The organism is Comamonas sp. lk, from assembly GCF_900564145.1.
Lineage (GTDB): Bacteria > Pseudomonadota > Gammaproteobacteria > Burkholderiales > Burkholderiaceae_C > Comamonas.
Genome location: NZ_UOOB01000001.1, coordinates 3,290,256 through 3,302,240 on the forward strand (window position 1 = coordinate 3,290,256; position 11,985 = coordinate 3,302,240).

The 11,985-nt window shown below is 59.9% G+C and carries 13 protein-coding genes and 1 tRNA gene; 8 read left to right on the forward strand and 6 right to left on the reverse strand.

What is annotated here, in order from left to right:
* Window positions 1-21 precede the first annotated feature (21 nt).
* The 5 genes from EAO39_RS14955 (at window position 22) to EAO39_RS14975 (ending at window position 2,388) form a co-directional block, all read left to right on the forward strand.
* Window positions 22-351, forward strand: coding sequence for a hypothetical protein (locus EAO39_RS14955; protein ID WP_120968723.1), 330 nt, complete (start codon window positions 22-24; stop codon window positions 349-351).
* Window positions 344-610 (forward strand): hypothetical protein, encoded by a 267-nt coding sequence (locus EAO39_RS14960; RefSeq protein WP_205589393.1) that lies wholly within the window; start codon window positions 344-346, stop codon window positions 608-610. Before EAO39_RS14955 ends, EAO39_RS14960 begins: the two co-directional genes overlap by 8 nt.
* 46 nt (window positions 611-656) lie before the next feature.
* Window positions 657-1,184 (forward strand): phospholipase D family protein, encoded by a 528-nt coding sequence (locus tag EAO39_RS14965; protein ID WP_120968726.1) that lies wholly within the window; start codon window positions 657-659, stop codon window positions 1,182-1,184.
* Between the two features lie 225 nt (window positions 1,185-1,409).
* Window positions 1,410-1,619 (forward strand): AlpA family phage regulatory protein, encoded by a 210-nt coding sequence (locus tag EAO39_RS14970; RefSeq protein ID WP_120968729.1) that lies wholly within the window; start codon window positions 1,410-1,412, stop codon window positions 1,617-1,619.
* 466 nt (window positions 1,620-2,085) lie between these two features.
* Complete coding sequence (locus tag EAO39_RS14975; protein ID WP_240467022.1) at window positions 2,086-2,388, forward strand: hypothetical protein; 303 nt, start codon at window positions 2,086-2,088, stop codon at window positions 2,386-2,388.
* A 148-nt stretch (window positions 2,389-2,536) separates the two neighbouring features.
* On the opposite strand, the gene EAO39_RS14980 is transcribed toward EAO39_RS14975, so the two are convergent.
* The 3 genes from EAO39_RS14980 to EAO39_RS14990 all read right to left on the reverse strand — a co-directional run bounded on the left by EAO39_RS14980 (window position 2,537) and on the right by EAO39_RS14990 (window position 5,963).
* Window positions 2,537-2,613: transfer RNA gene (locus tag EAO39_RS14980), tRNA-Val, on the reverse strand.
* An 81-nt stretch (window positions 2,614-2,694) separates the two neighbouring features.
* A complete protein-coding gene (locus tag EAO39_RS14985) occupies window positions 2,695-4,848 on the reverse strand; it encodes a bifunctional (p)ppGpp synthetase/guanosine-3',5'-bis(diphosphate) 3'-pyrophosphohydrolase (RefSeq protein WP_240467109.1) in 2,154 nt (717 codons plus the stop codon).
* Window positions 4,849-4,937: 89 nt separating this feature from the next.
* The gene (locus tag EAO39_RS14990) at window positions 4,938-5,963 is read right to left on the reverse strand and encodes an alpha/beta hydrolase (protein WP_162989584.1); all 1,026 of its coding nucleotides are present in this window, start codon (window positions 5,961-5,963) and stop codon (window positions 4,938-4,940) included.
* Between the two features lie 75 nt (window positions 5,964-6,038).
* Between EAO39_RS14990 and EAO39_RS14995 the strand changes: the two genes are divergently transcribed.
* Entirely contained in the window at window positions 6,039-6,821 is a 783-nt protein-coding gene (locus EAO39_RS14995) for a 3-hydroxybutyrate dehydrogenase (RefSeq protein ID WP_120971147.1), read from the forward strand.
* A 151-nt stretch (window positions 6,822-6,972) separates the two neighbouring features.
* Here the strand turns inward: EAO39_RS14995 and EAO39_RS15000 are convergent, their stop codons facing one another.
* Window positions 6,973-7,725: an SIMPL domain-containing protein gene (locus EAO39_RS15000; RefSeq protein WP_120968740.1), complete on the reverse strand. Its 753-nt coding sequence runs from the start codon at window positions 7,723-7,725 to the stop codon at window positions 6,973-6,975.
* Window positions 7,726-8,038: 313 nt separating this feature from the next.
* Between EAO39_RS15000 and ompR the strand changes: the two genes are divergently transcribed.
* The gene (gene ompR, locus EAO39_RS15005; protein WP_120968743.1) at window positions 8,039-8,770 is read left to right on the forward strand and encodes a two-component system response regulator OmpR; all 732 of its coding nucleotides are present in this window, start codon (window positions 8,039-8,041) and stop codon (window positions 8,768-8,770) included.
* Between the two features lie 263 nt (window positions 8,771-9,033).
* Window positions 9,034-10,512: an ATP-binding protein gene (locus tag EAO39_RS15010; protein WP_240467023.1), complete on the forward strand. Its 1,479-nt coding sequence runs from the start codon at window positions 9,034-9,036 to the stop codon at window positions 10,510-10,512.
* Between the two features lie 57 nt (window positions 10,513-10,569).
* On the opposite strand, the gene ispF is transcribed toward EAO39_RS15010, so the two are convergent.
* Together ispF and ispD are read right to left on the reverse strand one after the other, a co-directional pair.
* Window positions 10,570-11,049 carry a 2-C-methyl-D-erythritol 2,4-cyclodiphosphate synthase gene (gene ispF, locus EAO39_RS15015; protein ID WP_120968749.1) on the reverse strand — a complete coding sequence of 160 codons (480 nt, stop codon included), beginning with the start codon at window positions 11,047-11,049 and terminating at the stop codon, window positions 10,570-10,572.
* 62 nt (window positions 11,050-11,111) lie between these two features.
* Window positions 11,112-11,912, reverse strand: coding sequence for a 2-C-methyl-D-erythritol 4-phosphate cytidylyltransferase (gene ispD, locus EAO39_RS15020; protein WP_120971149.1), 801 nt, complete (start codon window positions 11,910-11,912; stop codon window positions 11,112-11,114).
* Window positions 11,913-11,985 lie beyond the last annotated feature (73 nt).

The window sequence follows — 11,985 nt, forward strand, 5'->3', positions numbered from 1 at the left end:
TGCCCAACCACAGGAGGCAACATGCGCCATACCGGCACTCTTTACCTCAGCAAAACACCACCACAGGCCAGCACGGCCCGGTGCGGCGCTTTTCAGTTGCAGATGCTGCTTTATGACCGGCTGGGCACCCACCACATCGAGCCATGGCGCGTGACGTGGACAGGGCGCAGCGCCCAGCGCTTTTGGCTGGAGCACGCCGCAACGCTCAAGCCCGGCACCGCTTTGGTGCTGGAGTTGGAGCGCGCGCAGATCCACACCCTGCACTGCCGCCCGCCACGTAGCGAGCTGCTGGCCACGGTAATAAGCTGCGCCGTGGTGCCCAGCCGCAGCAAACTTGCAGCGTATGGCTGAGTTGCTGAGTTGCACCTGGGCCGGCGGCCCGGCCCAGATTGCCAAAGCCACCGTGGAGCGCGAAGCCCGCGAGGCCTATGCCGCCGGACTGTCTCCCAACGAGGGCTGCCCCTACCCTTTTCACAGCGCTTGCGGTTTGCACTGGCTGGCGCACTACAACCTGGCCATGCCGCTGCCGGCTAGGTCAACTCCAGGCTCCCCCGATGAGCAGCGCGCAAATCGACATGGGCTCGCCCGGATGGCGGCAGCGCTAAACTGATGTAACAAAGGCCAGATCCAGGCTGCATACACAAAGGTTTTTAAGCATGAATAGTTTTCGAAGCATTGCGCTCGCGGCCTTAATCAGCATTCCGGTTCTGGTGCATGCCGCGCCCAGCGTTCAAGTAGGTTTTTCCCCCGAAGGATCTGCGCAGAAACTGGTGCTTGAGACGATAGCGAGCGCGCAGCGCGACATCCAGATACTGGCCTATGCATTTCAGGCGCCCGACATCATGCAAGCCCTGGTGGATGCAAAGAACCGCGGCGTGAATGTGCGGGTGGTGATCGACAAAAAGCGCAATATGGGCAAGACCAGCAAGAAGGCCATGGACTTTGTGACCAGCAATGGCGTGGAGCTGCGAACCAACGATCACTTCCACATTCATCACGACAAGGTCATCATCGTGGATGGTTCCACAGTTGAAACGGGCTCCTTCAATTTCGCACCATCGGCCGAGACGCTCAATTCCGAGAATGTCGTGGTCATGCGAGACATGCCAGACGTGGCGCGGCAGTATGTTGCGCACTGGCAATCGCGCTGGGATCTCGGAAAGCCCTACCCGGTACGTGATTGACCCCGTGCTCTTCGCTCCGCTTCAGACTATCGCCTGACTCTCAATTTCACAGGAGGACATATGCGCAGAATAATGACCACTCTCGCCGTCATAGGTGCTTTAGCCGCAGCGTACTTTGCATATAAGTACGGCGTTTTCTAAGATTCAGCCACCGAGCGACAAAAGCTCACTCAGTAACACCACCCCAGCCCGCCATTGAGCGGGCTTTTTTTATTGGAGAGAACCATGAAACTTTTAGACCGCAAGGCGCTTTGCGCTAAAGTGCCTTACTCTGATCGCTGGATTTTGAAACTGGAATCCGTAGGCCGGTTTCCTAAGCGAATCGTGCTGTCGCCACGCCGCGTAGCATGGGATGAGGCCGAGATCGATGCCTGGATCGAATCGCGTCGCCAATCCAATGAGAAAGCCGCGGCTCCGCTGGCTAATTTCTCATAAACAGAACATTTATTTGCGTGGTATCTGGGATGGTATTTTCGACCATCCCAGCCTCACAAGCCGCGCCACACAAGGCTTTCAAGGGCTTGTTAATCATTGAGTGGGGATCACTTCTGGTGGGACCCAGCACCGACAGGCACTCAAAGACGGTGAACCTCACAATTTCTCAGGCCTCTTTACGACCAGCGGCTTCTGCTATGAGCTCTTACGCCACAGAAAATCTGCCGGATTAAAGATGATTTTTTCGCGTGGCCAATACATCATTGCCTGATTTTTAGCAATACCCTCAGACTTCGAAATTAGATCAATCGCAAAAAACTTAAATGCACCAAGCTGCCTAGTTCATCACGGCAAATACACCTACATAGCGCACTGCACGCATTTGATACAACGCTATCTCTATTGCAAAAAATTGTGAACGAATCGTTATCTGGCAAGTGGTTTCAAGCAAGCAGGAGTCTTGATCATGAATAGCCCCATCGCGAAGAATTCCAACCGTGCATATGTGCGCTTGCATGCCTATGTCACCAGGCAGCAAGAGTGGGATGAATTCGCCAAAACGTACCGCATCGTTCTCCACTCCAACGGCAGCGAAGAGGTCAGCCAAAGCGTTGTGCGAGTTTTGGACAAGCTGGGGCAGCCCGCAGCCCTTGGACCCCGCATCCCTCACAAAATCACGTTCTCGATTCGCAAAGTACCAACCGTATCCACCTGGACCGAATGCTTTAATGATGGTCAGTCCAGCTGGCACAACATTTCTGGTCACTAGATGCCTGGATCCGGCCATTGATGCGGCGGCGAGCTGGCTGGTAGACCTGCTTATGGGTAGGCGCCCCGTATTGTTTGATTCCAGAAACAAAAATGCCCGCTTTTTAGCGGGCATTTTTGCTGCAAGCTCTGGTTTTGCTTGCGATATTTGGTAGGCGCGATTGGACTCGAACCAACGACCCCCACCATGTCAAGGTGGTGCTCTAACCAGCTGAGCTACGCGCCTGTGTTCGTTCGATGAAGCAATTGTAGCACGGGTTTTCCACTCATTTTTTGAGAGCGAAAACTTTCTTGCCATCCCTCGCAATCAACGTCTTCTGGCTGATCGAACCCCCGCCACACCGGCAACAATCCCCAGCACCTTGCTCAACCGGCCGGAGTCTGAGACTTCCACGGTGAAGGTCATCCAAGCGGTACCCTTGACCGATTGGGTCTGCACGCCAATGACATTGGTTTTTTCGCGTGCGAACACTTCCGAAATATCACGCAGCAGACCCTGCCTGTCGGCAGCTTCCACGGCCACATCCACGGGATAGACGGCACCGACCTTGTCCGTGGTCTTGGGTATACCCCAGTCCACATCGATCACCCGTTCAGGATTGCGACTGCTGATCTCGCGGAAATTGGAACAGTCGGCTCGGTGCACGCTGACGCCTTTGCCACGCGTGACAAAGCCGCGGATGCTGTCGGGCGGCGCCGGCTTACAGCACTTGGCAAGTTGCGTCATCAGCGAGTCAATACCCACAACCAGCACGCCACCCTTGGGCGAGTCCGTGCCGCGGGCCTTGCGCACCATGGTGAACTCTTCGGGCTCGGCCGCTTCTTCACTGGGGCGTAGCACTGCCTCGATATTGCGCAGCGAAAACTCGTCCTTGCCCACCACTTCAAACAGAGCATCTGCCGATTTGAAACCCAGCTGCGTGGCCAGATCTTCCAGCTTGATGGCGGTCTTGCCTTCACGCTGCAGCAGCTTTTCCACAGATTCCCGCCCGCGCGCCACCGTCTCGTGCGTGGCTTGGGCATTGAACCAGGCACGCACCTTGGCCTTGGCCCGGTTGCTGACCAGATAGCCCAGATCTGCATTGAGCCAGTCGCGCGATGGACGATCTTCCTTGGCCGTGTTGATTTCCACGGTCTGACCGTTTTGCAGCGCCGTATTCAGCGGCACCATGACGCCATCCACGCGCGCACCACGGCAACGATGGCCCAGACTGGTGTGCACCGAGTAGGCAAAATCCACGGCCGTCGCCCCCTGGGGCAACTCGATCACGGCGGCATCGGGCGTAAGCACATAGATGCGGTCTTCGAACAGGCCACGGTGATTGGTCGCCGCCAGATCGCTGCCCCAGGCCAGCAACTGGCGCAGCACGGCAATCTTGGCGTCGTACTCGCTGGCGGCCGATACGCCGGCATAGCCCTTGGTACCGGCTTCCTTATAGGCCCAGTGCGCAGCCACGCCATGCTCGGCATGGTCATGCATGGCCTGGGTACGGATCTGGATCTCTATGGTCCGGCCGGTCTCGTCGCGCACCACGGTGTGCAAAGACTGGTAGCCATTGGGTTTGGGCCTGGCAATATAGTCGTCAAACTCTTTTTCCAGCGGCGTGAACTGCTGATGCACCCAGGACAGGGCGGCGTAGCAATCCTTGATAGTAGGTACCACCACCCGCATGGCCCGAATGTCGAACAACTGATCGAAATTGAGCGACTTGCCGCGCATCTTCTTGACGATGCTGTAGATATGCTTGGGCCGCCCTTGCACCGTGGCGCTGATGCTGTGGGCACGCAGATCGCCTTCCAGACGGGCGCGCATCTGCTCCATATAGGCTTCGCGCTCCACCCGCTTTTCATCGAGCAGGCGCGCCACTTCGCGATAGGTCTCAGGCTCCAGAAAGCGGAAGGACAAATCCTCCAGCTCCCATTTGATCTGCCAGATACCCAGGCGATTGGCCAGCGGTGCGAAGACGTTGAGTCCTTCCCTGGCGATGCTGGGTGCTATCGGCTTTTTCTCGGCGGCGTAATAGCGCAGGGTTTGCAGACGCGAAGCCAGGCGCAGCAGCACCACCCGCAAATCGCGTGAGAAGCCCAGCAGCATCTTGCGCACGTTCTCGTTCTGGGTCGCAATATCGTCCACCTGCTGGCTGGTGCGACCGCCGCGCGCCTGCTGCTGCACCCGCATGAGCTTGACGGTTTCAATGGCCAGCGTGGCAAAGTTCTCGCCAAAGGCCTTGGCAATCACCTCCTGCGGCTTGTTCAGGTGCACGCTGGCATGTACCAGATAGGTTGCGGCCTGCATGGTTTCCGAGCCGCCGATCTTCTTGAGAATCGCGGCCACGGCGTCAGCATGGGCCAGCGTGTTCTCGCCGGTCTCCATGAACTCGCTGGCAATCAGGGGTTCGGCAAAAGCACGCGCACGCGCCAGGGCATTGACCTGCTCGGGCAAGGTCTGGGCCGTGGCCATCAACAGATGCGGCGTAGGTTCAACAATGCGGGGCGCATCTGTATCCGATGCATCGGCAGCACCCGCAGGCGCTGCCGTATCGCTGGTCTTCATTCAGCATCCTTGTATGCCTGTTCGGCAAGACTCATGGTGAGCGGCAGCTCAATGTCTGCCTGTTCGCCTTGTAAGAATTTGCGCAGCAGTGCAACCTGCCCTGGCGCTATCAACGTTGGAGCATGGCCCACGCCCTCCAGTTCCGTGCAATGGGCTTTGGGTCCTCGCTGGGCCATGGCCTGGGCCGTGGCCCGCGAAAGCAGATCCGATTGCGCACCACGAACAAGCAAGACACGTGCCTGCATCTGGTCGTACAGCTGCCACAGCATTGCCTCGCCAGCCTGTGCCAGCTCCTGCGTCATATGCGCCATCGGAGCTGCAATGCGCGGGTCATAGTGCAGAACCACGCCCCCTGCGGGGTCTGGCTTGACCATGGCCCTGGAGAAATCCGCCCATTGCTGGTCGCTATGTGGGCCAAACTCCGTGGAAATCAAGCGCATGGCAGCAGCCGCCGTCTCGAAGTTGGGAAAATGCAAGCTTTTTCCCAGGTAGGAGCCGATGCGCACCAGCGAGCCCCACTCGATCACCGGCCCCACATCGTTGAGTACCAGTCGGCGCACGGGCACAGGCAGCGGCAGGCCGGGTTGACCGGCAAGCCCCATGCCAATCAGGCCGCCCATGCTAGTGCCCACCCAATCCAGTATCTGAATGGGCGCCTGGTGATGCAGCTGAGCCAGCAGCGCCAACATGTCGGCCGCATACAGCGGCACCTGGTAGGCCATGGGGTCTTGCAACCAGTCGCTCTCGCCGCGCCCCACCACATCGGGGCAGATCACTCGGGCAAACCGGCTCAGCTCAGCGGCCAGCACATCAAAGTCACGCCCCTGGCGCGAGAGGCCGTGCGCGCAAACGATGACATGCGGGTGCGCGGGATTGCCGGTGTTGTTCCACTCCCAGTAGGCCATGCGGTGCACGCCGCTTGGCAGGGCTTGCACCTGCTGCTTGCGGCTGGAATCGGACCATGTGGGGGCGAGCGCGGAGGCTCCGGGGCAGGATACGTAGTTCAGCGTAGGTTGATTCATGGAGAACGCATTCGCAAGGCCGGGGCCGATAATGGCTTTGTCGCATCGTAATTCATTCGGAGACTCTGTATGTCCATGTTGAAAGGCAAAACCGCTCTCGTGACGGGATCGACCAGCGGGATAGGCCTGGGTATTGCTACGGCACTGGCGCGACAAGGCGCCAACATCGTGCTCAATGGTTTTGGCGACGTGCAAGGCCCGCGTGCCCAGGTGGAGCAAGCCGGCAAAGCGTTTGAGGTCAAGGTCGGCTACCACGGTGCCGACATGAGCCAGGCCGGACAAATCGAGGAAATGATGCAATACGCGGCCGCCGAGTTTGGCCGCGTGGACATCCTGGTCAACAACGCCGGCATCCAGCATGTGGCGCCCGTGCAGGAGTTCCCGGTAGAGAAGTGGGACGCCATCATTGCCATCAATCTCACCAGCGCCTTTCACACCACCCGGCTGGCTCTGCCCGCCATGCAAAAGGCCAACTGGGGCCGCATCATCAATGTGGCCTCGGTCCATGGTCTGGTCGGATCGGCGCAAAAATCGGCCTATGTCGCGGCCAAGCACGGCATCGTCGGGCTGACCAAGGTGACCGCACTGGAAAACGCCACTTCCGGGGTGACCTGCAATGCTATCTGCCCCGGCTGGGTGCTGACTCCGCTGGTGCAAAAGCAGGTCGATGCCAAGGCGCAGGCCCTGGGCATCAGCAACGAGGAAGCCACCAAGCAGCTGCTGGGCGAAAAAGAGCCATCGCAGCAGTTCACCACGCCCGAGGAGCTGGGCGATCTAGCCGTCTTCTTCTGCTCGCCCGCCAGCAACAATGTGCGCGGCGTGGCCTGGAATATGGATGGCGGCTGGGCTGCGCAATAAGCGCGTCGGGCCACCGTCGCCTGAACTCATCAATCCATAGCGTACAGCGCCCTATCCTATTGGGTTTTGGCGCTTTTTACGACCCAAACCAAGAAAGGAGCAGCGCCAGCCGCTCCTTTTTTTATTTAGCCCTGGGCCGCAGCACTGCGCCTTAATGCATCTGCACCGAACCGGACACGCTGACCGTCACCTCGGCCTTGTCGGCTTCCACCGGTACCGGCGCAGCGTCGGCATAACCGGCTTTGGACATGGCCATCATCCGGGGATAGGGTGGCCGCGTCATGCCTTCGCCGCTGTTGACCGTGATCTCACCCAAGCTGTAGCCGGCAAAGCCAAAGCTCTTGGAAATGCTGGCAGCGCGCTGGCGAAACGCCTCAATCGCCTTGGCCTGGGCCTCGCCCTCGACTTTTTCCCGCGCCTCGCGCGACAGACCAAAGCCCATCGAAGCCAGCGTCATCTCCGGCACCTTGGCCGCCGCCTGGGTGATGCGTACAAAGTCGCGTCCCTGCAGCACGATCTCGGCCCGCCCCTGCCAGCCATCCATCTTGCCGTTGTTGCCATAGCGCGGCGAGACGGAGAAATTACCGCTGCTCAGATCCAGCTGTCCGGCCTGCGCATCGCGGCGCAGCACGGTCATGGCCGCTTCCACGGCTTTTTGCAGCTGCGACTGAACCGCTGCCGCATCACGGCCCTCCTTGGTGGCAGACAGCGTGGCCGTCAGCCAGTCCTGCTTGACCTCGACTACCCCTTGAGCCTGCAGATTGAGCACATTCATGGGACGTGCAGCGGGCTGCACCGCCGTGGTGCCTTGCGCCAAAACAGTGCCGCCGCTGCACAGTGCGCTCAGCAGCAACACGCCGGCCGCTGTGCGGCGTCGGGAATCAGTCCAGGAATACTTGTTCATTGAGTTCACCCTTTGCAATAAATAGCGGAGCACAGACACATACCGTTCAGTTTCTGCCGCAATTGAATCCAGCATGACGTTGTCAGCCCATAGTGGATAACCATGCAGCAGCACGCCAAATTAAACTCAAAAACAGAACAATTTATGTATCAACAGAGAAAATATTAGCAAAACAATCAACATGACACATTTATCGTCCTATATTTAAACGCAACATATGTAACATAGCGCAAGATTCGAGCGGTTTTCGCTGTTTTTTTTTCGTAAGCTGGTAACAATGGGTGCTGTTACAAGTAACCCAACAAGGACGATCATGGCAACGCAAAGCAACCGTACTGACAAGATCCTCGTAGTGGACGACGACGCCCGCATTCGAGATCTGCTGCGCCGTTACCTGACGCAAGAAGGCTTCGAGATCATGATTGCCGAAGACGGCAAGGCACTGAACCGCATTCTGCTGCGCGAAACCGTAGACCTGATCGTGCTCGATCTGATGATGCCCGGCGAAGACGGCCTGTCCATCTGCCGCCGCCTGCGCTCCGCCAACGACCGCACCCCCATCATCATGCTCACCGCCAAGGGCGAGGACGTGGATCGCATCGTGGGCCTGGAAGTCGGCGCCGACGATTACCTGGGCAAGCCCTTCAACCCGCGTGAACTGCTGGCCCGCATCCATGCTGTGCTGCGCCGCCGTCCCCCACAGGAAGCACCGGGCGCACCGTCCGGCGACAACGAGGTGGTCAGTTTCGGTCCCTTCACCTTCGATCTGGGCACCCGCGTGTTGCAAAAAAGTGGCGAGGAACTGCCTTTGACCACCGGCGAATTCGCCATGCTCAAGGCCTTGGTACGCCATCCGCGCCAGCCGCTGTCGCGTGAAAAGCTGGCTCTGCTGGCCCGCGGCCGCGAGTTCGAGCCTTTTGACCGCAGCCTGGACGTGCAGGTCTCGCGTCTGCGCAAGCTCATCGAAGAAGATGCTGCAGCGCCCCGCTATATCCAGACCGTCTGGGGCGTGGGCTATGTGTTCGTACCCGATGGCGTCAATTGACCGACAGCCACATGGCTTGCCCAGAACACCGTGCCATGGGTAAGCACCAAGCGGAGGTCCTGCACCTCTGCTTTCGGGTATAAGAAGACGCCTGCAGACTGGCGACAGGCCAGTCTTCAGTGGCACGGTCTGCCCGTTTTACAACAGATCGACGGCATATAGACAACCGGTAACCTCGACTTGTCTCATTGCGCCTATGGTTTGACCTGATGAAGAATTTGTTTTGTTTTTGACCACTGCTGCTCATGAGTGCCTTACCCGCCATGCCTCCTGATGCAACCAGCCCCGCGCCTCTGGAATACGAGCGGCGCATGACTGCACGCTCACCCCTGGGATTCAATCTTTTTTGGCGCACCTTCTGTCTGCTGGCCCTGCTCCTGGTAGGCAGCATTCTGGCCTGGCTGCAGACGCTGCGCGCCCTGGACTTTGAACCCCGCACCCTGCATACCGCCCAGCAGATTGCCTCTCTTGTCAACCTCAGCCGTGCGGCCCTGGTGCACTCGGACGCCATCAACCGCGTCTCCCTGATCAAGACCATGGCCGACCAGGAAGGCGTGCGCATTCTGCCGCGCGAGCCTGGCGACCATTTCGAGCTGCTGGACAACTCCACTCTGGGCAACCGCCTGACGGAAGAGCTGACCCGTCGCCTAGGCTACGGCACCATCGTGGCGCGCAGCGTGAACAACGAGCCTGGCCTGTGGGTGGGCTTCAATATCAACGGCGACCGCAACTGGCTGCTGATGGATCGCTCGCGCTTCACCCCTGCCAGCGGCCAGACCTGGGTGATCTGGCTGATCACGGCGGCTATGCTCTCTCTCATCGGTGCGGCCGCCATTGCGCGCCTGATCAACCGTCCGCTCAAACAGCTGTCCTATGCGGCCAACCGCGTGCGCGATGGCGACTTTGCCGCCAGCCAGCTCGATGAGGAGGCCGTGACCAGCGAGATTCGCGAGGTGAACATAGGCTTTAACCGCATGGCGAAAAAGCTGGCCAAGCTGGAGCAAGACCGCGCCGTAATGCTGGCCGGCATCTCCCACGACCTGCGCACGCCTTTGGCGCGCCTGCGGCTGGAGACGGAAATGAGCGTGGACGACGAGGTGGCACGCGAGCACATGGTGGCCGACATCGTGCAGCTCGATGCCACCATCGACAAATTCCTGGATTACGCCCGCCCCGATCACGTAACGCTCAGCCCTGTCGATCTGCATGCGGTGATCTCCTCCTGCGTCTATGCCGTGCAGGACCACCGCGAGCTGCAGATCAGCATGACGATTCCCGAGGATGTCTATGTGCTGGCCGACGAGGTGGAACTGGCCCGCGTGATCTCCAATCTGTTTGAAAACGCCCGCCGCTACGGCAAATCGCCGGACACCGAAACCACGCTGGTCGACATCAGCGCCAAGGAAACCGAAGGCTGGGTGGTGGTGCGCATCCGCGACCATGGCAAAGGCGTGCCGCCCGAGCAGTTGGGCAACCTCACCCAGCCCTTCTTCCGCGGCGATTCGGCGCGCACGGCCGCCGCAGGTGCCGGCCTGGGCCTGTCGATTGTGGACAAGACCGTGCAGCGCATGGGCGGCGTATTCGCCCTGTCCAATTCATCCACCGGCGGTCTGGTGGCCCACATCCAGCTGCAACGCGCCACGGGCGTCACCGCAGGCGCAGCGCCCGAGCAGCGTTTGCAGCGCCCGGCCATCAAGCGGCATCTGCCGCAGCGCAACTCGGAAAAAAACCGCGAAGATTGAAAAAAGGCTTGCAGCTTCAACGGCTGCAAGCCTTTTTGCTTGTGCAGAGCTCCGTCCTCAAGCCTTGTAGAGCAAGGCCACGGCACGCGCTTCCATGGCCTGCAACTGGCCCACAGGGCCCATCTTCTCGGCCGTCTTGGCCTTGACATTGATTTGCTCCAGCTCCAGCGCCAGCACCTGGGCAATGCGCTCGCGCATCTTGTCTATATGCGGCGCCAGCTTGGGTGCCTGGGCCACGATGGTGCTGTCGATATTGCCGATTTCAAAGCCCTTGGCACGCACGCGTCGGGCGGCTTCGGCCAGCAGCAGCGCTGAATCGGCGCCCTTGAACTGCGGATCGCTGTCCGAAAAATGGCGGCCGATATCGCCCAGGGCCGCCGCGCCCAGCAAGGCATCGGTAATCGCGTGCAGCAATACATCGGCGTCCGAATGGCCGAGCAGGCCCAGGGTATGAGGCACTTCCACCCCACCCAGAATCAGTTTGCGCCCGGGCACCAGTGCATGCACATCCCAGCCTTCACCTATACGGAAATTCATAGTAAAACCTTGTCAATCCCTCATTCAACAAGCGCAACACGCTATTGAACAAGGAGTAAAAATCAATGCCGAGCTTGCACCACAGCCTGGCGCTGCAGCAGCACGGCCGCCGCCAGCGCAAAGTCGTCCGGATAGGTCACCTTGAAGTTCTGCGCTCCACCGGCCACCAGTTTGGGCTGCAAGCCCACGGCCTCCATGGCACTGGCCTCATCGGTCACGGCAACGCCCGCTGCGTCGGCTTTGGCCAGCGCGTCCATCAGCACGGCGATACGAAACATCTGCGGCGTCTGTGCCAGCCATTTGTCGCTGCGGTCCAGCGTGGCCGCCACGCGCACCCCGTCAGCGCCCATGGTGGCCATCTTGAGCGTGTCCGGCAACTGATGGGCCAGCAAGCCGCCAACGGCATCATGCTCGCAGGCATCGATGAGGGCATTGATCTGCCCGGAGGTGACCAGACAGCGGGCCGCGTCGTGCACCAGCACCCAGTCCTGTGGCTGGGCGCCACGGTCTAGCAAGGCTTTCAGGCCGTTGCCCACGGTCTCTGCCCGTGTTGCGCCGCCGCAAGCCTCTGTGCCATAGTGGTCTGCCGCCGGCAGCTGTTGCCAGAAGCTGTCGCCCGCCGCAATCACGACCAGGCTGTGGTGAACCCGGGGCACGCCCGCAAACGCCGCCAGTGTGTGCATGACCATGGGGCTGCCCGCCACCGGCTGGTATTGCTTGGGCAGCTCTGGCGCCGCACTGCCGGCAGCCGTCCTGGCAATCGCTCTGGCACCCACGCCGGCGCAGGGGATCAATGCCCAGAATCTGGCCGGGGCTTGACCCTGCTGTTGCTGTGGCGCTTTCATGGAAGACCGATCTGTCATGGCCTGCATTCTAAAATCGCGGGCGGCGCCCGGATGACTGATGACCCGGCTGCGCCGAGATTTTTGCCCTTTT